Below are 24,075 nucleotides of genomic sequence, written 5' to 3' on the forward strand. Positions count from 1 at the left end.
TCCCTGCTCCCTAAAACCCAGATATTTGTACCTCACAAGTCGTAGAATTGCTATAGCTTAATATCTTTTCCGCACTCTAACGTTAATCCCATATTTAGGACGTAGGGAAAATCTGGGGTCTATTTCTATGGATTGATTAGGAACTAATTCAATGTGAAACCGTTGCATGATAGCTGCTAAGATTATTGTAGATTCCATCAGAGCTAAATTTTTGCCAATACAGATGTGTTGACCTGCACCAAAGGGAAAAAAGGCAAATTTAGGTCTTTGCTTCACGTTTTCAGGTAGAAATCGGTCAGGGTCGAACTGTTCTGGATTATTCCAAAAATCAGGATGGCGAAAAATGAAGTATTGAGCAATAGTGAAAATTGTACCTTTGGGAATAAAATATCCTTGAATTTCATCATCGTTTAAGGCAACTCTTGGTAGTCCTAAACCGATTGGGCAAAGACGTGAAGACTCATCAAATACGCGACGAGTGTATTCGAGTTGGAACAAATTTTCAACCGTAGGGTAATTGCCATTTAAAACGGTTTGTACTTCATCCTGCATCTGAGCCATAGCATCAGGATGCGTTCCGATTAGATACCATGTCCAAGCTAATGCAGTAGCTGTGGTTTCATGTCCCGCATTAATTAACGTAATTACTTCGTCTTGAAGTTGGCGATCGCTCATCCCGATTCCAGTCTCTTCATCTTGAGCAGCTAGAAGCATTGACAGCAAATCATTGTGCTCTGAGGGATGTTTACGACGGTACTGGATAATGTCTAAAACCAGGCGGTCGAGTGTTTGTTTTGCTTTACGGAATTCAAGATTTCTGGGGGTAGGCATCCATAAAGGTAGTGCCAGGGGGCTATTCATTCGGTAATAGACATATTCCAAACCTGTTCGCAAAGACTGCCCTAGTTTATCTGTCTTACTACTGATATCAATACTGAATAGGGTGGAACTGACAATTTTTAAAGTAAGCCGTGACATTTCGGCTGCAATATCAATAATCTCGCCTTCTGGCTTTTCCGACCATTCACGCAAAAGTGATTCTACACAATCAAGGATTACATTATGAAGTTTAACTAATTGCTTTTGATGAAATGCTGGCTGCATTAAGCGTCGCTGTCGAAGCCAAACCTCTCCTTCACTGCTAAAAAGTCCTTGCCCCTGAAGTAAATTCATGGATTTGAGAAATAGATCTGGCTTTCCATATCGTTCCTGATGGCTAGACAAAATATGTTCTGCATGATCTGGATGGCTCGCCAAATTTAAACTTAATCCTGGCATGATTGGCAGGCGTACTAAATCTCCGTATTCCTGCCACATATGCCCAAAATAGTCAATTGGCTGATGCTGAAGTTTAGAAAGTTGAAACAGTAAATATCCTTTTGGTCCTGGTGGTAAATTAAAGTTAATTTTTCTAACAGCTTGAACTGAGGGGATTGGAGATTGAGGCATAAGATGTCTCTCCATTTTCAACAAACTAACCTTCAACCTTCAACAAACTAACCTTCAACCATTACTTACCAAATCCCCGTCCCTGTATTGGTAGACTCTGAAGAGATACACTGGTTTAATTCCTCACGTAATGTATCATGATCTAAATCTTGTCCAATCAGGACTAATTGATTTTTTGGTTCACCTTTCCACTCATCATCTTCAATAGAGAAACGCTTACCACTGAGGTGGAATATGTGACGGTGAGGACTTTGATCAAACCAGAGAATTCCCTTAGCGCGGAACACATTAGAGGGTAACTTATTGTCTAGGAAATCCTGAAACTTCCGAAGCCCTAGGGGCTTGTCACTCTCGAAAGAAAGAGACGTGAATCCGTCAATTTCTAGGTGATCGGAGTGATAGTGATGAGCGTGATCATGGTCATGATGGTGATGATGGTCATGATCATGGTCATGGTGGTCATGGTGATCATGGTGGTGATGGTCATGGTCATGATGGTGATGATGGTCATGATCATGGTGGTGATGGTCATGATCATGATCTGATGTCTTGCTGTCGAAATACTTATCGGACTCAAAGAGACCAACACTGAGAATTAAAGGAATTGGCACTTGGGCTTTAGTAGTTTTCAAAATCCTGGCATCAGTTTTCATATCTCTGATCCGGGTTTCCAATTGGTCTACATTGGCTTGATCTACCAAGTCAGTCTTGTTGAGGATAATAATATCCCCATAAGCAATCTGACTACTTGCCGCGTCACTATTAAATAGATCGATACTAAAGTTTTCTGAATCTACCATAGTGACAATAGAATCGAGACGAGTCATATCTCGCAATTCTGTGCCCAAAAAGCTTAGCGCCACTGGTAAGGGGTCCGCTAATCCGGTGGTTTCCACCACTAAATAATCCAGCTTGTCTGGATGCTCCAATACCTTGTAAACTGCTTCAATTAAATCATCATTAATGGTGCAGCAGATACAGCCATTATTCAGGGCGATCATATTATCATCAGTACTGATAATCAGCTCATTATCAATACCAATTTCACCAAACTCATTAACAAGGACTGCTGTTTTGACGCCTTCTTGATTACTTAAGATATGGTTAAGGAGGGTGGTTTTACCGCTACCCAGGAAACCGGTAATAATGGTAACGGGTAAGCCTTGTTTCGGCGCTTCCATCCCTTGACCAGATGGGGATTCAGTCGGTAAAGTTTGCATAAGGCAACGTTTGAAAACAGTTCAGAATCAAGGTCTACCAATATATCGTATTTTATCTAAAACAGCAATTAATCTCCCGCTAATCTTAAGGGTATAACGGGAGACGGGGCTTATAAAGTGCGGACGCAGGTGACCCACACAGCCCCTCATGAATTGCGTCCACTTGACATTTTACACAGAAGATATTAAAATGTAAGTGTATACCAAAGAGTAAATAATGGTCGAAAAAGCTTACCGTTACCGTTTCTATCCAACCCCTGAACAGTAAACTATGCTGAGGAGAACTCTAAGATGTGTAAGACTTGTTTACAACAAAGCTTTAGATGCTAGGACTTCAGGTTGGTACAAACGCTCCCGACGGATAAGCTACAAGGAAACTTTATTAATGTTGACAGAATGGAAAAAACAGGATGACTTGTTCTTTTTGAATGACGTTAGTTCTGTTCCTCTTCAGCAAGGATTAAGACATTTACAAACCGCTTTTAATAATTTTTTTGCCGGTCGAGCTAAGTATCCTAACTTCAATAAAAAACGTAATGGTGGTAGTGCAGAATTTACTAAGTCAGCATTCAAATGGAAAGATGGTCAAGTCTATCTGGCCAAATGCAAAGAACCTTTAGCGATTCGTTGGAGTCGTCAGTTACCTGCAAATTGTACTCCAAGTATTGTTACAGTTAGCTTAGATCCATCTGATCGGTGGCAGATCTCAATTAGGTTTGATGACCATAGAGATTTGAGCTTACCGACCACAGACAAACAAGTTGGCTTGGACTTAGGAGTTACTAGCCTGATCACAACGAGCGACGGAGATAAAATTGCCAATCCCAAACATTTTAAAAAGCTCAAGAAAAAGCTAGCTAAATACCAAAAAGCTTTGTCACGAAAACAAAAAGGTTCTAACAATCGTTACAAAGCCAGGTTAAAGGTTGCCAGGGTGCATGCAAAAATCAAAGACGCTAGACGAGATTTTACCCACAAGCTAACTACTCAACTGGTCAGAGAAAACCAATTGATTGCGTTTGAAGATTTAGCTGTGAAAAATCTGGTCAAAAATCACAAACTAGCTCAAGTTATCAGTGAGGCCAACTGGGCGGAAATAATTCGTCAGATTAAGTACAAGTCTCAATGGTATAATCGAGAAGCCATTTCCATTGATAAGTGGTTTACTAGTAGCAAACTGTGTTCTGTTTGCCTAAATCGTGTTGAGTCTTTACCTTTGAATATTCGGGAATGGGATTGCCTATCCTGCAATGCTCACCACGTTCGCGTAGCTTAGCCCTTCGGGCTAATCGTGATATCAATGCATAAATTAACATTTTGGCGGCAGGACTTGCCGTGTCAGTCTGCGGAGCGACCGTAAGACCCGTTAGCGTAGCGTCGCCTACGGCGAAAGAGAGTAAATCTCGGAAGGCTGGTGCGAAAAACTCCCCCAAGGGGAGAAGGAAACAGAAACCTAAGTCGTGAGTCTTAGGAATCCCTCGTTATAATCTTTGATTTAACCAGGGAGGATGTCAAAAGTATATCTATAGCCCACTGTTGGTGATTTTATCTTTTCTTTGTCATGACCCTACACCTTTACAATACCTTAACCCGCCGCAAGGAATCCTTTGAGTCATTGGAAACTGGTAAGGTCCGGATGTACTGCTGCGGCATTACGGTGTATGACTTTTGCCACTTGGGTCATGCAAGAACCTGTATTGTCTGGGATACCGCTCGTCGCTATTTACAATGGCGGGGTTATGATGTGAATTATGTCCAAAATTTTACAGATATTGATGATAAAATCCTGAACCGAGCCCGAAGGGAAGGCACCTCTATGGAGGCAGTGTCTGAACGCTTCATTGATGCCTATTTTGAAGATATGGCACGGCTGAATGTCAAAGAGGCTAATGCTTACCCCCGCGCGACTCATACCTTAGATGGAATCAAGCGACTGGTGTATGAGTTGGAACAAAAGGGCTATGCTTACCAAGCTGATGGGGATGTGTACTATTCAGTGCGTCGGTTTGATGACTACGGCAAACTCTCTGGGCGCAAGTTAGAGGATTTGCAAGCAGGAGCCAGTGGACGGGTAGATGTAGCAGACTCCACTGAGCCTAAGAAGAAAGACCCGTTTGATTTTGCGCTTTGGAAAAGCGCTAAGCCAGAGGAACCCTCCTGGGAATCCCCTTGGGGACCAGGTCGTCCAGGTTGGCATATTGAATGCTCGGCGATGGTGCGAGATATGCTCGGGGAAACGATTGATATTCATACTGGTGGCTCTGACTTGGTTTTCCCCCACCACGAAAATGAAATTGCTCAATCGGAAGCCGTAACTGGTAAAAGCCTAGCCCGTTATTGGTTACACAATGGCATGGTCAAGGTGGATGGAGAGAAAATGTCTAAGTCTTTAGGCAACTTTACTACTATCCGAGACTTACTAGACCGTCCGGTTGACCCCATGGCAGTGCGCTTATTTGTGTTAATGGCGCAATACCGTAAACCAGTAGATTTTACGGATGATGCGATCGCATCTGCTACCAATGGCTGGCAAACTCTCAAAGAAGGCTTGCTTTTTGGCCATAACTATGGTATACAATTAGGATGGCAAGACCAATCAGCCACACCCTCTAACTCCTTGCAGGTAAAAGAAACTATAGCGCAACAGTTTCAAGAAGCCGTAGATGACGACTTAAACTTTGCTGGAGGCTTAGCGGTATTGTTTGAAGTGGCCAAAGGGTTACGCCGGGAAGGCAATATCCTCGTACATCAGGGTAAAACAGAGACTCCTGCTCCAGAATTAGAGCAGCAATGGCGTAGTCTCGTGGAATTAGCCGAGGTATTAGGGTTAGAAGCACAACCAGAAGAAGAAACAGAAGTTTCTACGGATGGATTGAGTGATGGGGAAATTGAGGCACTGATTCAGCAACGGGCTGAAGCACGGAAAACCAAGAACTTTGAATTAAGCGATCGCATTCGCGATGACTTGCAAGCTCAAGGGATTACGTTGATTGACCAGGGTGGTGGTGTTACCACATGGCATCGCAATTAAGGCTGAATTGTGAAAGCTGCAGCTCAATTGTGAAGGTATAGGCTTAATTGTGAAGACCGGAGGTTGGAATGTGAAGGTTGTCCAGAATTAAGACTCAAAGTCAAATTTCAGACCAAATTCTACCATTCTGGATTGATATAGAGCATCAAAACTACTAGTCTCTTCTGAAGAAAAGTGGTTTTTCCAATCTCCGACAATTCCTTTGCGCATATGTTTGGGGGTACCCTCTCGCTGAGGCACCCAATCTAGATTAGCTTTGGGATTGATTGCCATTGCCGAAAAGTCACTAGCGGCAACCACTGTATCGAGTAAATCTGAGGTTAAAGGAATATCGATAAAGCTAGCAACATCAGTAACGACTTGAGCTAAATCTTTTTTCATGTCTTCGTACTTAACAAACATGACATTATCTGAATCTTGGCTCGCTTTCCACCAGTCCCAAACGTGATCGAATATTGAGCCATAGGCAACCTTACCTTCAGTATATAGTTTAATAAATTCGCTCCAACTCCCCTCGTATCCCATTTTGCTCAATGCATGATAATAATAGGAGACAGCATTATCCTTAGGATTGCGAGCAACATAAATATACTTTGCTTTAGTTTCGCCAAACATTGGCATCAAAGACAACGGTAAATGAGTGTGAAAGTAACGGCGATCGCTAGGAGTTTTAATCAGATTCTCTAAACCTCCATAACGAGTTGCGGCACCTTCTAACCAAGGAACTGCTTCACTCAATACTTTGTCCCCTTGCTCTCCATTGTTAGCAAGCAAGTGAACAATCTGCTCCATCCATGTCGTCCCAGATTTAGGATAGGCTACAACAAAGGTATCCCGATCCCCCACTCTAAAGTCTTTAAGGGCATCCATTTCCTTCTGGGTAATGAAGGCAGGAAAGACAATTAGACCTTCTCGATTCTTACCGTCTTTAACCAGTGCTTGCTTATAGTCTGCCATGGATTACAGGCTCTTCCGTACTTGTTATGCTAAATAAACAGTATTTCACAGCGGATCACCGGAACAGTGGTCAGAGGCCGTATTCAGAAAATTTTGTGAGTTGAATAGCCTAATTTTACCTGTACAGTAAGCTTTCTGAGTTTTTTAACTGTAAATTTAGCATAAAATGTACTGAAGACCCCGCATTTCTCACAAATTTAGCGATCGGCGAAGCCGCGCCAAAGGCGATTAGCCCGAAGGGCTACGCTACGCGAACGCAAACGCTATAACTGGTTTACTCATTGTTGTTACTGTACCTCATGAGTCCTAGAAACGCTAGATCAGGATTAATTTTGACAATTACGGAAAAAATCCAATGACAAATTATGTTTATATAGCAACAAGCTTAGATGGATTTATCGCTACAATTGATGGCGGATTAGATTGGCTAGAAGAAATACCTAACCCCGAACAAAGTGATTATGGATATGCTGAGTTTATGAAAAGCATAGATGCCATAGTGATAGGAAGAAAAACCTTTGATAAAGTTTTAAGTTTTGGTGAATGGGTTTATCAGAAACCCGTTTTTTTATTAACCAATAGCTTAACGAAACTTCCAGAAGAATATTTTGGTAAAGCAGAAATTGTTCGTGGAGATATAAAAAAAATAATTAATCAGTTGAATCAAAAGGGATATACAAATCTTTACATAGATGGAGGTAGAGTAATACAAAGTTTTCTTAAAGAAGACCTTGTTGATGAAATGATTATTACTCGCGTTCCAATTCTTTTGGGAAAAGGCGTTCCTTTATTTGGGACGCTAGCACAACATCTTAAATTCCGACACAAAAAAACGGAAATATATAATAATACTTTGGTCAAAAGCTACTATAGAAGAGACACAAACCGGGGAGATAACAGATAACCTGGTTTGTTAACTTGCTACGAATTCTGCCATTAGTCCAATGAAACTTAGACAATCGTTTATCTGGGGAATTTCTTTGGGAGTGGTTGCCCTTTTGGGAATTACTTGGCTCATTCTCAATCGAGACAATTCTCTTATGAATCAAGACAATTTTCTTATGAATCAAGACAATCCTCTCGAACAGTTACGGGAAACAAAAAATTGTCAAAACTGTAATTTAGCAGGGCTAGAACTGTCCAGAGAGGATTTAAAAGGAGCGAATCTGGAAAAGGCTAATTTAGCAGGGGCTAACTTAGCGGGAGCGAATCTAGAAAAGGCATATTTGGTAGGGGTCAACTTAGAGGAAGCTAACCTAGAAAACGCTAAGCTGGAAAAAGCTAACCTCAGTGGGGCTAATCTGCGTAGAGCTAACCTGAAAAATGCTGACCTTCTAAGGAGCAACCTCACAGAAGCTAACTTAGAAAAAGCTAATCTCCAAGAAGCCCACTTATCATATCTTTCCGCCAAGGCAATTAATCTCGAAAGAGCTAACCTCAGGGAAGCTAATTTATCAAAAGCCAATCTGGTAGCTATTAATCTTAGTGGAGTTAACCTGGAGAAAGCGAATCTCCAAGAAGCAAAACTGGCTGATATGGAAATAAGTGCTTCATTGCCAATCGACCACTATTTAGTCAGTGCCAATCTCAGGGGGGCTAACTTGATGGGAGCGAATCTTGAACGGGCTGACTTGAGGGGAATTGACCTCTCCGAGGCCAACCTCTCCGACGCTAGCCTCAAGGGAGCACAACTAGACTATACCTTCGATCTTACTGATTGGGGTTATCCCGACAAAGTTTACCGTGCCAACCTGAAGGGGGCGAACTTAAGCAATACCATCATGCCTGATGGTAGTATCCATCAATAGGCGATTGAATACTCGGCTCTGGTAACTTTCAGATGTTGGGAATAAATCGGGCGTTGCTTAATAATGAAATTATTTTAAGAGTGAGGTGGAATTGGCATCAGGCATGGAACTGGCATCTTGCGTAGAACTGGCATCTTGCCAGTTTCCTCCTTATTTGCGGGCGGGCAGGATGCCCACTCTACTCCTATTCATTTGAAGATTCAGCAACGCCGTGATTTTAGCGATCGCGTTTGGTGATCAACTTACGATTTATTTTATCGAAACTTAACATAATCTTGCTCTAAGCTTTACGTTTCTTGACGAAAAAATATTCACAATTCAATTAATATTCCTTTAAACAACCCGACAAGCGGTCTGGGGCAGTGGCAAATTGCACAGCTGTGATCAGCTTATGCTGGCGCGCATCGCCCAATGCCATGGCCTAAAGACAGGATTAAATCCCCAGAATTGTTTAATTTTATTAAGAAAACCCCAAAAAGACGGTTTGTGTTCACCTTTGGTGTAGCCTATCCCTAAGCTGAGGCAAATTTTCTGTATATTTTAGCACATTTTGGACTACTGATAAGCCATGTTAGAGCAATGTAAGCTATCAGCTATCAGCTATCAGCAGTAGGCCACACTACGCGAATGGCTGAGGGCTGACCGCTAAGGGCTGAATGCTTACAGAGCAATTATCAGTGGTTGCTGTATATCCAGAAGCTAGTCAAGCGCAAATAGTACATTTAGTGCATTACTAATAAAACTATGAACCAGAACAAACGTCAGGCATACTGGCGTGCCAACATCGCATTAATTCGGAATCTCCTAATTGTTTGGGCATTCGTATCCGTTGTATGCAGCATTCTGCTTGTAACATTACTGAACAATGTCAGTGTAGGGAATATTCCCCTAGGCTTCTGGATGGCACAACAAGGGAGTATTTTTACCTTTGTCGTGCTAATTTTTATCTACGCTATACAAATGGATAAAATTGACCGTAAATACAAAAAGTAATGTTTACGGTTGGCAAATAAATGGTTTTGCTTAACCAAGCCATACTATCAATTATAGTTGTTTATGGTTAGGAATTAATAGTTAAAGGTTAGGAATTTAAATAGGAAAATTATATAGTATTTTGAACTAAAAAAATACTGTTTTTTCATTACTAACAATCCCTGGATATGGTTTCTCATAGTAATGATGTACATCCTATTTTTTCCCGATTCCCGATTCCCGATTCCCGATTCCCTGCGCGCAGCGCTATAGCAATTATTCAGACAAAGAAATATCTATGACAGTTGAAGCTTGGACCAGTGTATTGGTCATTATTTCGTTTATTCTATACCTTTACATTGGTTGGCGCTCTCGGGTGCGCGATAGTAAAGGGTTTTTCGTAGCAGATCAAGGTGTTCCCGCTGTTGCTAATGGTGCTGCTACAGCGGCGGATTGGATGTCTGCTGCTTCCTTTATTTCTATGGCAGGGCTAATCTCTTTCTTAGGATATGATGGCTCAATTTACCTGATGGGCTGGACAGGAGGATATGTCCTACTAGCGCTATTGTTAGCCCCTTACCTGCGGAAGTTTGGAAAATACACAGTACCGGACTTTGTGGGAGACCGCTATTACTCGAATATTGCTCGGTTGGTAGCAGTAGTTGCTGCTATTTTTGTCTCCTTAACCTATGTCGCAGGACAGATGCGAGGGGTAGGTATTGTATTTAGCCGCTTTCTGCAAGTGGATATCGGTCAGGGTGTAGTGATTGGTATGGTAATTGTGGCATTTTTTGCCGTGCTGGGGGGGATGAAAGGAATTACCTGGACTCAAGTCGCCCAGTATGGCGTGTTGATTGTGGCTTACCTGATTCCAGCGATTGCGATCGCAACTCTACTGACCGACAACCCGATTCCCCAGCTAGGATTCACCTTCAGTGACATTATCCCGAAGCTCAATCAAATTCAGGTAGATCTGGGTTTCCAGGAATACACTAAACCCTTTGCCAACAAGTCCATGCTGGATGTCTTATTTATCACTATCGCCTTAATGGTCGGTACTGCTGGACTTCCCCATGTGATTGTACGCTTTTACACCGTACGCAATGCTAGAGCTGCTCGTTATTCCGCTGGCTGGGCGCTATTATTCATTGCCATACTCTACACCACAGCTCCTGCCGTTGCTGCCTTTGCCCGCTATAACCTAATTGATAGCCTCCATAACCATACCATTGAGGAAGTGCGTCAGCTGGACTGGGCAACCAAATGGGAAAATACTGGTTTATTGGCCTTTGACGATAAAAACGGCAATGGCAAGATCGAGCTGAAACCCGACAAAGAGACCAATGAAATTAAGATTGACCGAGATATCATTGTACTCTCCACACCAGAGGTAGCCAAACTTGCTCCCTGGGTAATTGCCCTAGTAGCAGCAGGAGGACTAGCCGCCGCTTTATCCACTGCATCAGGATTACTGCTAGTGATTTCTAGCTCAATTGCCCACGATGTCTACTACCGCATCATTAATCCTAGGGCATCGGAGTCCCAACGATTGATGGTCGGTCGAATTATGGTAATTGCTGCTATTGCCATTGCCGGTTACTTTGGTATCAATCCCCCTGGATTTGTAGCCCAAGTGGTAGCCTTTGCCTTTGGTTTAGCCGCTGCCAGCTTTTTCCCAGTGATTCTGCTAGGGGTATTTGATAAGCGAACCAACCGAGAAGGGGCAATTGCTGGCATGGTGGTAGGGTTAATTTTTACCACCGTTTACATCATTGGGGTGAAATTCTATAGTATGACACCCTGGTTTTTCGGTATTTCCCCTGAGGGGATTGGTACCGTAGGGATGGTGCTTAATTTCATCGTGACTGTAGTGGTTTCTCGCCTGACACCCCCACCTCCAGCAGAAATTCAGGAGATGGTAGAAATGTTGCGAACACCCGGTGATGCTCCCCCAGCCCTTGATGATGTGGGTGAAGAGGAGTTGGATTGATCAAGGTTGAAGGTAGGTTGAATACCGTACCTCCAACCTTCAACTAATTCAGCTGTTTTCTCTGTAGACTATTTGCAGGCACTCAACATGCAAATGGAAGTCTATGCTACGCCTTAAAATCTCCTTAGCTAATTTACTGCTGATTGTTGCTACTAGCTTGACAATCGTCCTGCTCTGGCAACTGAGAGCTTTGCTAGTAGTACTGATGATTGCAGTAGTGCTCGCGTCTACTCTAGCACCAATTATTGATAGTGCTGAAAAGTTAAGGATTCCCCGCTGGCTAGCGGTTATTCTGGTTTATTTAGGCTTAATCGCTGGTTTGACAGGGATAGGCTTAGTGATTGGACCAACAGTAGCTGAGCAAATTCAGCGTTTATTTCGGAAACTACCAGCATATTTAGAGGTTTTAACCTCTTTGTTAGATGCTTTAGCGATTCGCCTAGGGATGACTGAACCAGCTCTGAGTCAAATGTTTGATGCTGGGACCGTTACCTCTTGGGTGATTCGTTCCTCTCAGCAGTTAGTAGTGCAGTCCTATGGATTGACAAGGAGTCTTCTGGCTGGAGTGTTTACCGTAATTCTGGCAACACTGCTGTCTGGTTATATGTTAGCTGGGTCTGAACAATTGATTAAAGGGGGGGTAAGTTTGTTTCCCAAACCCTGGGATGAAAAATTGGCAGCCCAAGTCAAGCCAGTCAGCCAACGGATGGGGGGTTACATCCAGGGGCGAGTAGTGGTTTCAGGAATTTTAGGCATGGCGATTACTGTTGGTTTAAAATTTTTGGGACTGTCAGAGTTTGCCTTGGGTTTGGGTGTAATTGCTGGGGTGACCAATTTGATTCCCTTCTTTGGTCCGGTCTTGGGAGCAATTCCAGCATTAATTGTGGCAATTGCTCAAGGGGGATGGACTTTCTCGTGGGTATTGCTACTATTTGTGATTATTCAGAATCTGGAAACCTATATTCTTGACCCCCTACTGGTGGGGTCTTCTGTAAGAGTTCACCCCTTATATCAGTTGTTGGCAGTGCTAGGTGGTGCAAAGGTTTTGGGGATTCTTGGTGCTTTGATTGTTCCCCCTTGGGTAGCTGGTGCAGCTCTGGTACTAGAAAATTTGTACTTGAAGCCGAAACTGGAGGCGGAACAAAATGCTGCTACTATCTCGGCAGCTTCTGAACCAGACGGCTCAAATGCTATTTCCCTAAAGGGTTAGTCTGATAACTATACTTTGAGGAATCAGCAATTAGCTATCAGCTATCAGCTATCAGCCAATTACTAATTACCAATTACCAATTAATCGTCTTAAGTAATGCTACAGAGGCACTTTAGTTAACACTAAAGTACAGTTAACACTAGGCTTCCCTTTCTTTGGCTTCCTATTAGACGGGGCTAAAGCCTCCTGGCTCTCAACTGCAATATTTTTGGTAGCTGATGAATCCCTTCTTTCGCTGCCGATATTGGCTGACGCAAGTGATCTTGGTAGTAATTGGAGCGATCGCTATCGCTTGCTTGATTGCAGCTGCGCCAATTGTGGCTCAGGACAATCTGAATCGGGTAACTATTTTCCTGGATGGGCGTCCGCTGTTTGATGTAGCACCGGCTGGGTCATTAACTGCTCAACAACGGGCTGATTACGTCAGTGATACCCTCAAGCATATCATCGAGACAGCACCACCAACCATAGACGTAGGAATCGCTGGGACTGACAATTTACCAGTGATTAAGGTAAATGGTAACCACTTGCTATCGGTAACCACCAATGATACTCTAACCGGAAGAAGTCCCAAGGAACAAGCCCGATTTTGGCAAAGACTGCTACAGAATGCCATGGAACGGGCGTTTATCGAACGTACCGAGGACTATATCCTGCAAGCGGTATTCTTATCCGTTGGATGTGGCTTATGGGGAATCATGTCTAGTTGGGGAGTAGGCTCGCTGTGGGATCACCGGATTAAATGGCTGTTTCACAAAAAGCTAACTAAGTCAACCCATCGACACCGTCGCCAACCTGCCTTACGTGCTGAAATTGCAGGCGGGACTCTCATACTCCTTTTCCGGCTCACTATCCTAGTATTTACCCTGATTTATACTAGTAACCTATTTCCCCAAACTCGCCAGTTGAGCCGCCAAGTTAACGACACATTTGTTCAAAGCTTGACGTGGGAAATCATTTGGGTGGGAGATAAACCCTATTCTGTCTTAGGGTTATTAAGCTTGATTGGGTTATTTGCTGCTCTGATAGTCCTAGCCAAGGTAGTAAAAAAAGTTTTGCGATCGCGGATTCTTCGCCTCACCAATCTCAGCCGCCCTGCGCAGGAGACTATTGCCCTGATTACCCATTATGCCATACTCTTTATCGGTGTTATTGTCCTATTGCAGTTGTGGGGAATCGACTTTAGTTCTCTAGCTGTATTTGTCGGAGTTTTGGGTGTGGGCATTGGCTTGGGAATCCAGGGAATTGCTAAAGAATGTGTCAGCGGTTTGGTACTCATTTTTGAGCGTCCGATCCAAGTAGGGGACTTTGTGAATGTTGGGGAACTGATGGGAACAGTAGAAAATATCGGTATTCGGAGTACAGAAATCCTGACCTTGGATCAAGTTTCAATCATTATCCCCAATTCTCGCTTTCTTGAAGCTGAAGTGGTCAACTGGACTCACAATAATCCAGTATCCCGATTAAAATTACCCGTAGGCGTGGCCTATGGTTCAGATCCAATTAAAGTACGTAGTGCTCTGATTGAGGCAGCTTCTCAACATCCAGAAATCTTAGATCAACCTGCCCCTAATGTATTTTTTACTGGATTTGGAGAAAATGCCCTCAAGTTTGAGTTGTTGGTTTGGATTGAAGACCCTCCCAAGCAGTTCCAAATCAAGAGTGAGCTTTACTTTCTGATTGAAGAAATACTACGTCATTACCATGTTGATATTCCCTTTCCTAAGCTAGATTTGCACGTCCGTTCTGGTAATTTTCCTGTAGAGGTTTCACACCAGTTAATTGAGTCCCTAACTCAGCTATCTCAGGAATTGACTCAGTGGATGGCCAGACAATCCCATGGTACTAGTCACAATGGTACTAGTCACAATGGTACTAGTCATAATGGTACTAGTCACAGGAATGTTCAAATCAACAATACTTCAGATAATAATTGATAGTTAAGGGAATAGGGAACTTGATATCAGGCCAAGGACTAATAGTGACAAACAACTTATCGGGTGATTTTCAAGTTCATAACTGATACCAAATCCGGTTTATAAAAGCTTATAAAAGTTAGTCATAAGTTAAGCATAGTCAGCTAAATAAGCTTTTTTGGGCATTTGACATTCTGATTTTGTATTGAGTATATTACGGATTTGGTATTAATCAGGGTTTAAAGGATTCTTACCGCAGCTCAAGTGCTCTTACCGTACGTTTTCGTCCCGAAACTACCGCTCGCCCATTACTTATTACTTGATTAATAATCCTCCCCAAGCAAGTAATAGAGAAAAAAATATCGCAGCGATCGCCTGTCTACTTAACAGCAATAAGGCAAATCGAAGAGACTGTTCTCGCGTAATAGTTAACAGAGTAACTAAACAAGGTAGCAATACTCCTGCTAGATACACCCCAGTCAAAACCTGCAATGGAGTTAACATAGCCAAGGTTTCTGGTTCGGCAAATAATAGCAGTCCATCTTTGCGAATAGAAGCTAAAACAATAGGCAATGAGGCTTCAGTGGGTAAATTAAACAATCCCATCAAAGGCTTAATAATATTGGCTAAAGCTGCGATCGTTCCTAAGCAATTCAACACAGAAGCAATAACGGTAATAACTAAAAATATGGGAATTGCATTGAACAAAAATTGATTAATAGTTGACTTAGCTTCGCGCCAAATTACTGACGAATGAGGAAATTCTAAAAATGCTCTTCCTTCGATTACTAGGGGATTCTGATTCGATTTAGCTGTAGGGGAAGAAATGATGTAGGTATAGATCAAGGTGGTTGCGGTTAGATACAGCAGGTAAGGAATTATCAAGTAAGGTAACTTAGCAGCACTAAAGACCCCTAAAGTTGCGCCAAACTGATAAGAACAAGCCGAACCAAAAGCGATCGCGGAAATACAAGTTCCCCTAGAACAACTAGAACAGGCACGGGTGCTAATCACCGCAGGAACATTACACCCCATACCCATAATTACTCGTACTAAATCCCGTCCCGATAACCCAAACGGACGGAGTAAAGGATTGAGAGCAATGGTAATTCGTTCTATTAACCCACTAGCTTTATATGCGCCCAAGAATAGAGCATAAAGAATTACTGTGGGCATCGCCCAAATAAACAGCAACGGACTCATAGTTATCAGTCCATACTGACCTATCAGTATTTCTCTTAACCAGATTGGGAGTTGGAATAAAGGTTTAATAATGGGAGCGATCGCACCTTGGACTATAGGATCTGCTAAGGTCGCAAAGAAGTTAGCACCCCAGACAGCAATAATCGCAGGAATAAGTAATAAAGCGATCGCCAATAACCAGCCTAGTCGAGGATGTTCTAACAGCGTTGGTTGGGGTTGAATATGCCAGCCAGCCCTTGTAGGAATCCATTGTACGGGAAAAGGATTAGGTTCTTGCAGAGAAGCCAAAATCGAGTTTTTTTGTTCTGTAGTAGTGTGGCGGGCATCTACAGTGACAATGCTCAGGCTAGAAGTTTCCCTCCATTCCCGAACCACTTGTTGAGGAGGACACGGGGTCTGGGGTTGCCCCAGACCCGTGAGATGTCCGTTATGAACCGTCGAGAATACCTTATCCCAGAAAGTAATCACAACAATGCCCCTTTTATCTGCTACTAAAGGTAGTAGATCTGCTAAATCTCGATCTACTTCGGTTGCCTTGACTATCAATAGCACGGTGTCATTTTCTTGTAGCTGTCTTAAAGCTTTCTTAGTAGTTACGCTGTCGGAACGATAGAGAATTCCAGGAGTATCGATAAAGGTATAGGCTTCAGATTGATAAGTGTCACAAGTCACTGTAGAACCGCGAAAATTGGCACTATGGGCAGTCTGTCCTGTAAGAGAAGCAATTAGTTGGGACTTGCCCGTACTCTCTTTCCCAATGACCACAATACAATCGCGCTCTAATTTTGACGGCGTAAAAATATTCACTTTACTTTTCAACAAACACAATCGTTATTACAGCAAGAAAGGTCATCTAAGAACAAACCTTCTCGGCGATAGGCTTCCAATGGACTTGGATCGATTCCCAGACGTTGAGCGATCGCATTTCCTACCACAGCAAATCGCTGCCGAAATTTATAAATGAAACAAAAAATTATATCGCCGTGACGCACTGAAGGACCGACGACAAATAATCCTGGAGTTAGGGTAGACTCATCTTCTTGAGTCAGGGCTGCATAGCCATTTGTCCAGTCAAATAGAGGTGCGATTTGTTTTAAACTGCTGTTAAATCCCGTACAGAGAATTGGCGGTGTGGAACTAAACCACTGTTCGTACTCGCTCTCCACCACATATCCTTTTTTTACTGCTTTGATTGCTTCAATGTGCTGTTCTCCAATTAGTTCGACCCGACCCATAGAATAAGCTATTTCTAAACGTTTTAGACTATAAGGAGACAGAGAAACACTAGGATCTGAGTCTAAGTTTAACCAGCTACTCTGGCGATCGATTAACTTTACTTTTTTCCCTAATGCTGCCAAATTTGACGCTGCATCTACACCGCTTTCATAGCCTCCCACAACTACAAATTCTTTCCCCTTAAGCTCTTTCCAAGAACGTATTTGGGAATTATGAATGCAGAATTCTGCTCCTGGAAACGGATTAAGATTGGGATATTGAAACTCTCCTGCTGCCCAAATCACAAACTGCGATCTCAGCGAAGCTGAGGCACTGCGTGAACGCAACTCGCCTTTAGAAGTTTCCAAGACAAAGCCTTTGCCTTGAGGTAAAGCTGCAATAGTTTTCACATTTGTCTCGGTTTTTATAGGTAGTTGAAAATGCTCTGCTACAGTCTCCAAATATAGGGCATATTCTTTCCCCGAAAGATGTTCCTTTCTGAAACTGAGGGCAGGAGAAGTATTTAAAACTACTGCGTTGAGATCCAGCAATCCAAAACCATGACTGGGAAACGACGGCGTAATGAATCGCATTTCTTCAGCCCAACGCTTAAAAGAAGCCCCTACTTGATGTCGTTCTAAAATGACAAAGTTTTCAATTCCTAAATATTTTAAGACTACTGCACAGCCAATTCCAGCAGCCCCAGCCCCCACAATTACAACGTCAAAACGCTCGTTAGTTTTGTTCACCAGCAGACAATCTCGAATAGATACTTTATGACAATTATAATCATTCTATAAAAAAAAGCTAGCTTTCTAACAAACAATATTGGTGAGGCAGTGGTAAACCATGATTGTTCACGGGATGACAAGGCAATTGAAAGTCATACAGGTGTTAGGTTTTAGGGGTTAGGTGTTAGGGAACAATGTCCGTGCGGGTATGGATTGATAAAAACTATCATTGACGAAGTATGCGTGAAAATTGCTTCAACTGCTGGTAAATACAAATGACTCCGATGCGCTCATTTTCCCCAAAACCTAAAACCTAAAACCCAACACCTATCTAGGTTTGAGCTTTGTTGTCACCCCGTGAGCCATGATTGACATCCTCCCACCGCTAAACTCCTTACGTCGCTATAGGGCGTTGGGAGAGCAAATGGACAAAAAACAACGCTGGACGTATAATTAGAATAATCAAACTAAATACTCCAGAACTGAACTAAGCGTATAAGTGGACTTATATCAAATCCGTTTGTCAAAACCCTTTTATAAAAATCGACCAAATCTTTGTATTCCAGGAATCTATGGCTATGCAGATAAGGGGGGTTTGGGAACAGGATTTGGTATGAGACGGCTATTGCTATATGCGTTCGCGTAGCGGCTCGTATCGAGCATCGGCTTTTCTATTCTGCTGCCAACGGCACCTTTTACACCTCTTCCGGATCAATCCCCAGCTGTCGCAGACGTTCTGCTAATCTCGTTGCCTGCTGTTGAGCCATTTCTTTTTCCTGGCGTTCAAGTTGAGCTTCTTGTTCAGCCTCCTGCAATTGTTGCTGAGTCTGCTGCAACTGTTGCTGAGTCTGCTGCAACTGATCCTGAGCCTGTTGAGCCTGTTCAGAGCCTGTGGGAATCCAGTTCCCTAATTCATCATACCAGCGTAACCATCCTCCATTCACCTCTTGGTATGACCCAGACCATACTCCTAGGCCCAGCCCTAATTCTGGCAGCCAGAATTTTTCGGTGTCCAAGCTTACCTGCTCATAGTTTAAGCCTTTCAACTCAAAAATTCTTAACTCATTGCTGTATCGGCTAAACACCACATAATAAGGAATACGAAGGATACGTTCATAAACCTCCCACTTAGTCGGCGGTTGATCAATCTCCCGTAGGGTTTGCCCTAAATCTTCTGATTCCGTGGTTGGAGAGAGCAACTCCACTACGATAAATGGACTTACCCCTTCCTGCCACATCACATAACTCAATCGTAAGTCTCGCTGTTCATAAAACCGAGACACCCCAACTACCCCAAACCAATCTGGTCGCTTGTACCATTGAGGATGACGAACATCATAGTACAGATTCAAGTCAGTCCCCACAAAGATCTGATCCCTTGGGTAACTCGGTGGAGAGAATGTCTCCCGTAATAGCTGAGGTTGAAAATCATGAAACTCGTCTGGCAAACCTGGTTCCTCTGGATCTTCACTAGGGAGATCATACATTGTCGGCAGGGTTTCCTTGGCCGGACGAGGGGGGTCAGTTTGATACATAACAGACAATCGGATCAACTAGTAGTTTTAGGGTAGCAAGAGGTTTCACTAGTGACATACTCCCACACTGACTTTTACAAGTTCAGTGTGGGCTTCTTACCAACTCCGGCTAACGCCTCGGATACTCGGTAAGCTTTATTTCCGACGGGATGCCCCACCGCCAACTTCAATATATTTATCGCCGCATTTGTATCGCGATCTTCTATATACCCACAATGAGGACAAGAATGAATGCGGTCTTTTAGTTTTTTTGGTACCTTCTTTCCACAATTGGAACAGTTCTGGCTAGTGTTTCGGGGATTTACTGCAACTGTAACCAAACCAGCATTCTCGGCTTTGTTTGATAGTATTGACAGGAATTGACCCCAGCCAGCATCAAGAACCGATTTAGCCATTTTAGTTTTGGCTAAACCTTTAATATTCAACTTCTCATGAGCAACTAGGTCATGATTTTCTAGCAAGTTCTTAGCGGTTTTGAAGTGAAAATCTTTTCGGGTATCAGCTACCTTTTTATGAGCTTTTCCTAACCTGCCTACAGCCTTTTTTCTGTTATTGCTACCTTTTTTAGATCTGCTGACAGTTTTTTGGATTTTCTTAAGTCGCTTTTGAGCCTTCCGATAGTACTGGGGAATAGGGATCTCTGTTCCATCGGATTTAACAAGGAAAGACTTAAGACCCATATCTATGCCAATAGGGTTCGATGCTTGTTCTACTGGAATTACACTAGGAATAGTGTCATCCTGTAGTGACAAGGTTACATAATACCCATCAGCTTTACGTGTAACTGTAGCAGTTTTAATCTTGAATCCGTCTGGGATAGGTCGATGGTAAACCATCTTTACCCATCCAAACTTAGGTAAATTTAATTTATTTCCTTTAATAGGATTTTTCGAGAAAGCGGAAAAAGTTAAGGATCTGTAGCTGTTTTTACTTTTAAATCTAGGTCTACCGCTTTTTCTGCCATTACAATCACCTTTCAGGTACCTTTTGAAGGCCAGGTCTACCCTTTTGACGCAATCCTGTAAGACATTAGAGTGGATAGCTTTGTACCACTGTCTATCTTTCTTCAATTGAGGTAAAGTTTTTTTTTGAGAGAAGTAATCAGGATTATCTCTCAAAGTTGGTAAATGGCAAACCAAAGGACAGGAGTTGATAGAACAGCAATTTTGATCGTACCAGTTAAATCTATCAGCAAGCAAGTAATTGTATTGGCAACGTAACATATCAAGCCATCTTTCTATTTCTGCTTCCTGTGATTTGGCTAGTCTTAACCGATATTGATACGCTGTTCTCATTATTGTCAATTTCTGTTTTTCGACCTATTATTAGTGTAGCAGTCGTAGCAACAAGTGTCAACCCATAATGAAAAATCAAAAGCTTGTAGTTAGAGTTACCGAATTTGAGAAAAGGCAGTTACAGGAAGAGGCCGACAGAAGAGGAATGACCTACTCAGAGCTGCTCAGAAGTTTTATAGCTCGCCTCCCTCTCCCGAAAGACTCTGTGCAAAATTCCTCTCACACTCATGCTACGCATTGAGATGTGAGGCTCCTTTTGCTAGAAAGCTGATTAACTTATTAAGATTGCCAGAGTTTCAGATACGTTGAGCGGTCAGTAATGGTGCTACGCCCATGCTGTCCGTTGGTAGCCTTGTGATCAGCTATTAGTTGCAAGGGCAGCAGAAGCTGACTGACCATAAGAAGCTGACCGCTCAAGGTATAACATGCTCCCACTTATGCGCTACCTAATTCTTAACTGGCACCTACACCCACTGCCGTTTTGTTGGATGTGGTTTGATCAGGACTTTCATTCGCCATACTCACCCCATTTCCCTTCTGCCGCCACAGTGATGTACAGATAATCTTCGAGCGATCGCAACGATCGACATATTTAGCTGCAATCTCGATTACCTCTTGCATCAGACCCTTAACCAAGGTGGTTGGTTCCAGACCCATTTCCAAGAAACATTTATTCTCCACAGCCAGTTCATTTTCCGCTGATTCGTTTCTTGGGTTCTCTAGATAGGCAATTTCCGCCCCAGTGATATCAGAGACAATCTTGGCCAAATCCCGTACCCGATGGGTTTCCGTCATCTGATTCAAGATTTTCACCCTGTCTCCAGAAGCCGGAGGATTTGCGATCGCTAACTCTATACACCGCACTGTATCTTGAATATGGATAAATGCCCTGGTTTGACCCCCTGTTCCATGTACTGTCAATGGATGACCAATCGCTGACTGCATCAGGAACCGATTGAGAACCGTACCATAGTCTCCATCGTAATCAAAGCGATTAATTAGCCGTTCATCCTGCTTTGTCTGCTTGGTCTGAGTTCCCCAAACAATCCCCTGATGCAGGTCAGTGATGCGTACCCCATCATTCTTGTTGTAGTAAGAGAAAAACAGCTGGTCTTGAGTTTTGGTCATGTGATAGATACTGCCCGGATTGGCTGGGTACAATATCTGCTGCTGTATCATTTTCCCCTCATCCGTAGTCACCTGGATATCTAAATACCCTTCTGGAATCTTCATTCCAGCAGTACCATAACCATAGACTCCCATGGTTCCTAAATGGACCACATGTATATCCAAACCCGACTCCACAATCGCCGCTAGCAGATTATTGGTCGCATTCAAGTTATTATCTACCGTGTAGCGCTTATGGCTAGATGACTTCATTGAATAAGGTGCAGCCCGCTGTTCGGCAAAATGAATCACCACATCCGGTTGATAGGTTAGCAATAGATTTAGTAAGCGATCATAGTCTTTGGCTACATTAAAGTTATAGAACTGGATTTGTTTGCCAGAAACCTCACTCCATGTCTTCAAACGAGTGGACATGGGCTGGTAAGGAGTTAAAGAAGTCACTTCCAACTCATTATCAATGTTGCGTCGTGACAAGTTATCAACAATTACAATGTCATGACCACTATCAGATAGATGGAGAGCTGTGGGCCAACCACAAAATCCGTCACCGCCTAAAACTACAACTTTTTTCATGATCAATCTCCTGGTTGTTTCCTTACATGGTCTTTTTTGCTTTAATCGTCAGCGAGCTGCGACTATAGCATCAGGCTTTGGGAATTAACCGAGAACCAATCGAGAACCGATATATTTCCATCACCGGACTTCGTCGAGCTACGCTAACATCACCTAATCACCTTAGTGTTACGATTACAGCAATCAGTTTTTTAGATGAAATCTAGTTCAGGGTATCGATCCATAATTTCCGATACCTCCTCCCTTTCAGAAGTCTTCTGATTCAGGATTTCCTTGAAGAAACGAACATAAGTGCTATAGACTTGGGTCGATCCGTCCTCATGATCAACAATGAAGAAAGGGGCTGCTTCTACCCCGTGCTTTATAGCTAGATCTAGTCCTTCGCTAGATTGCTCACGCTCATCAGCCACCACAATCTGGTCTATTCGACCCATCAATCCTTTTTTTTCAAGTTTTTCTACCACATTGACGCACTTGCGACAGAAATTGCCGTCCTTGTTGATTTTCTTAACTAAAGTGATTTTCATTCTGTAGTATTCAATACTGAGTTGTTTTTCAAAAGCGTAATAAAGAAATTATCACAACCCACTCCCCACTTCTACCTAAAAATTAGGATTTCAACCGCAACAAGCTTGATTGTGCTGCAACGATTAAGTACCTAGACAGAAATTATTTACCTAGTCTGTTTATTTCCGTGAGGATTGCTCAAACCCTTACTGTTTGGTGTTCCTTCTTCGTCATTACCTGTTCTGTAGTGTTGTGTAAGCCACACTCTTTTTCTTTCTGCCCTTCCCACCACCAGCGACCTTCCCGTTCATGCTGATTGGGCAGAGTTGGGCGGGTACAGGGTTCGCAGCCAATGCTAACGAAACCTTTAGCGTGCAATTGATTGTAAGGCACATCATTAGTGCGGATGTATTTCCACACCTGTTCAGAACTCCAGTTAGCTAAGGGGTTAAATTTAATCAGGGTTCGTTCTTGGGTCGAGAACGCCTGGTCTACCTGGACAACAGGGATATTAGCGCGAGTACTAGGACTCTGATCCTTGCGCTGACCCGTAATCCAAGCATCCAGCTTAGCCAGTTGGCGACGCAAGGGAGCCACTTTGCGAATACCACAGCACTCTTTGTGACCATCCTGGTAGAAACTGAACAACCCCTTTTGTTTAACCAGTGCTTCCACTGCATCCGCTTCCGGTAGAATCACCTCTAGTGTAATTCCATAGTGCTGTCTGACTTTCTCAAGTAGTTGGTAAGTCTCGGAGTGCAAGCGACCCGTGTCGAGGGAGAACACTTTCACATCTGGCTTAATCTTGGATGCCATATCCACAAGAACTACATCCTCCGCACCACTGAAAGAGATGGCGATGTTGTCAAATTTGTCAAGAGCCAGTTTCAGGATTTCCTGAGGACTCTTGTGGGCGTATTCGGATTCCAAATAAGCAACATCCAGTTCAAACATGAACATCTCCTTACTATATGAGAAAAGTGGTTGGACTTGCTGATTATACGACACCATCGATACCGTGATCCATCGTCAGCCTTCAGCTTTCAGCTCATGTAATCCAACCCTTCGGAAGTTTGACCATAGTTAAGAAATTATATATAGCGCTTCCACCGCTGAAGTACATCTGAGTTAATAGACTTATAGCGCTTTGCAACCCGCGCTAATTATAAACCGCTATAAGCGATGCAGAGGTGCCCTTGACCCGTGGCGAATTAAATTACGGGTCAAGGGCACCATTACGGTCTTGGGGAAAGGTTAAAGAGTAATAAATATATTCCTTTCCCCTGACGGGGTGACAAACAGCCTTAAAAGCTTTACGGGGTGTGGGGTGTGGGG

18 protein-coding genes and 1 pseudogene are annotated in these 24,075 nt (G+C 43.0%); 9 read left to right on the forward strand and 10 right to left on the reverse strand.

What is annotated here, in order from left to right; all coding sequences use genetic code 11:
* Positions 1-57: 57 nt before the first annotated feature.
* A complete protein-coding gene (locus AC4II3_RS18935) occupies positions 58-1,449 on the reverse strand; it encodes a cytochrome P450 (RefSeq protein ID WP_488014981.1) in 1,392 nt (463 codons plus the stop codon).
* Positions 1,450-1,514: 65 nt separating this feature from the next.
* Positions 1,515-2,669 (reverse strand): CobW family GTP-binding protein, encoded by a 1,155-nt coding sequence (locus tag AC4II3_RS18940; protein WP_488014979.1) that lies wholly within the window; start codon positions 2,667-2,669, stop codon positions 1,515-1,517.
* 271 nt (positions 2,670-2,940) lie between these two features.
* On the opposite strand from AC4II3_RS18940, the pseudogene AC4II3_RS18945 reads away from it, so the two are divergent.
* Positions 2,941-4,133, forward strand: a pseudogene (locus AC4II3_RS18945) (RNA-guided endonuclease InsQ/TnpB family protein).
* 97 nt (positions 4,134-4,230) lie between these two features.
* Positions 4,231-5,700, forward strand: coding sequence for a cysteine--tRNA ligase (gene cysS / locus AC4II3_RS18950; RefSeq protein ID WP_488014977.1), 1,470 nt, complete (start codon positions 4,231-4,233; stop codon positions 5,698-5,700).
* An 87-nt stretch (positions 5,701-5,787) separates the two neighbouring features.
* Here cysS and AC4II3_RS18955 read toward each other — a convergent pair whose 3' ends face one another.
* Entirely contained in the window at positions 5,788-6,657 is an 870-nt protein-coding gene (locus AC4II3_RS18955) for a sulfotransferase domain-containing protein (protein ID WP_488014975.1), read from the reverse strand.
* Positions 6,658-7,012: 355 nt separating this feature from the next.
* Between AC4II3_RS18955 and AC4II3_RS18960 the strand changes: the two genes are divergently transcribed.
* From AC4II3_RS18960 to AC4II3_RS18985, 6 genes are all read left to right on the forward strand, one after another.
* Positions 7,013-7,561: a dihydrofolate reductase family protein gene (locus AC4II3_RS18960; protein WP_488014973.1), complete on the forward strand. Its 549-nt coding sequence runs from the start codon at positions 7,013-7,015 to the stop codon at positions 7,559-7,561.
* Positions 7,562-7,601: 40 nt separating this feature from the next.
* Entirely contained in the window at positions 7,602-8,465 is an 864-nt protein-coding gene (locus AC4II3_RS18965; RefSeq protein WP_488014971.1) for a pentapeptide repeat-containing protein, read from the forward strand.
* 744 nt (positions 8,466-9,209) lie between these two features.
* Positions 9,210-9,458, forward strand: a complete 249-nt coding sequence (locus AC4II3_RS18970; protein ID WP_008185921.1) for a DUF4212 domain-containing protein — start codon at positions 9,210-9,212, stop codon at positions 9,456-9,458.
* A 277-nt stretch (positions 9,459-9,735) separates the two neighbouring features.
* Complete coding sequence (locus tag AC4II3_RS18975) at positions 9,736-11,427, forward strand: sodium:solute symporter family protein (RefSeq protein ID WP_488014692.1); 1,692 nt, start codon at positions 9,736-9,738, stop codon at positions 11,425-11,427.
* 103 nt (positions 11,428-11,530) lie between these two features.
* Positions 11,531-12,637, forward strand: coding sequence for an AI-2E family transporter (locus AC4II3_RS18980; RefSeq protein WP_293058057.1), 1,107 nt, complete (start codon positions 11,531-11,533; stop codon positions 12,635-12,637).
* 218 nt (positions 12,638-12,855) lie between these two features.
* The gene (locus AC4II3_RS18985) at positions 12,856-14,574 is read left to right on the forward strand and encodes a mechanosensitive ion channel family protein (RefSeq protein WP_488014695.1); all 1,719 of its coding nucleotides are present in this window, start codon (positions 12,856-12,858) and stop codon (positions 14,572-14,574) included.
* A gap of 294 nt (positions 14,575-14,868) precedes the next feature.
* Here the strand turns inward: AC4II3_RS18985 and AC4II3_RS18990 are convergent, their stop codons facing one another.
* From AC4II3_RS18990 to AC4II3_RS19005, 4 genes are all read right to left on the reverse strand, one after another.
* A complete protein-coding gene (locus tag AC4II3_RS18990; RefSeq protein WP_488014697.1) occupies positions 14,869-16,563 on the reverse strand; it encodes a nucleoside recognition domain-containing protein in 1,695 nt (564 codons plus the stop codon).
* A gap of 8 nt (positions 16,564-16,571) precedes the next feature.
* Positions 16,572-17,720 (reverse strand): NAD(P)/FAD-dependent oxidoreductase, encoded by a 1,149-nt coding sequence (locus AC4II3_RS18995; protein WP_488014699.1) that lies wholly within the window; start codon positions 17,718-17,720, stop codon positions 16,572-16,574.
* A 677-nt stretch (positions 17,721-18,397) separates the two neighbouring features.
* Entirely contained in the window at positions 18,398-19,237 is an 840-nt protein-coding gene (locus tag AC4II3_RS19000; RefSeq protein ID WP_488017433.1) for a Uma2 family endonuclease, read from the reverse strand.
* A gap of 74 nt (positions 19,238-19,311) precedes the next feature.
* Entirely contained in the window at positions 19,312-20,532 is a 1,221-nt protein-coding gene (locus AC4II3_RS19005; protein WP_488029277.1) for an RNA-guided endonuclease InsQ/TnpB family protein, read from the reverse strand.
* Positions 20,533-20,599: 67 nt separating this feature from the next.
* On the opposite strand from AC4II3_RS19005, the gene AC4II3_RS19010 reads away from it, so the two are divergent.
* On the forward strand, positions 20,600-20,773 hold the full coding sequence (locus AC4II3_RS19010) for a plasmid mobilization protein (RefSeq protein ID WP_424099807.1): 174 nt from the start codon (positions 20,600-20,602) through the stop codon (positions 20,771-20,773).
* A gap of 212 nt (positions 20,774-20,985) precedes the next feature.
* On the opposite strand, the gene AC4II3_RS19015 is transcribed toward AC4II3_RS19010, so the two are convergent.
* The 3 genes from AC4II3_RS19015 to AC4II3_RS19025 all read right to left on the reverse strand — a co-directional run bounded on the left by AC4II3_RS19015 (position 20,986) and on the right by AC4II3_RS19025 (position 23,694).
* The gene (locus AC4II3_RS19015) at positions 20,986-22,233 is read right to left on the reverse strand and encodes an NAD-dependent epimerase/dehydratase family protein (protein ID WP_488016482.1); all 1,248 of its coding nucleotides are present in this window, start codon (positions 22,231-22,233) and stop codon (positions 20,986-20,988) included.
* Between the two features lie 191 nt (positions 22,234-22,424).
* Complete coding sequence (locus tag AC4II3_RS19020) at positions 22,425-22,760, reverse strand: hypothetical protein (protein WP_488016480.1); 336 nt, start codon at positions 22,758-22,760, stop codon at positions 22,425-22,427.
* Positions 22,761-22,938: 178 nt separating this feature from the next.
* Positions 22,939-23,694 (reverse strand): phosphoadenylyl-sulfate reductase, encoded by a 756-nt coding sequence (locus AC4II3_RS19025; RefSeq protein ID WP_488016486.1) that lies wholly within the window; start codon positions 23,692-23,694, stop codon positions 22,939-22,941.
* Positions 23,695-24,075 lie beyond the last annotated feature (381 nt).

The organism is Moorena sp. (assembly GCF_982860115.1).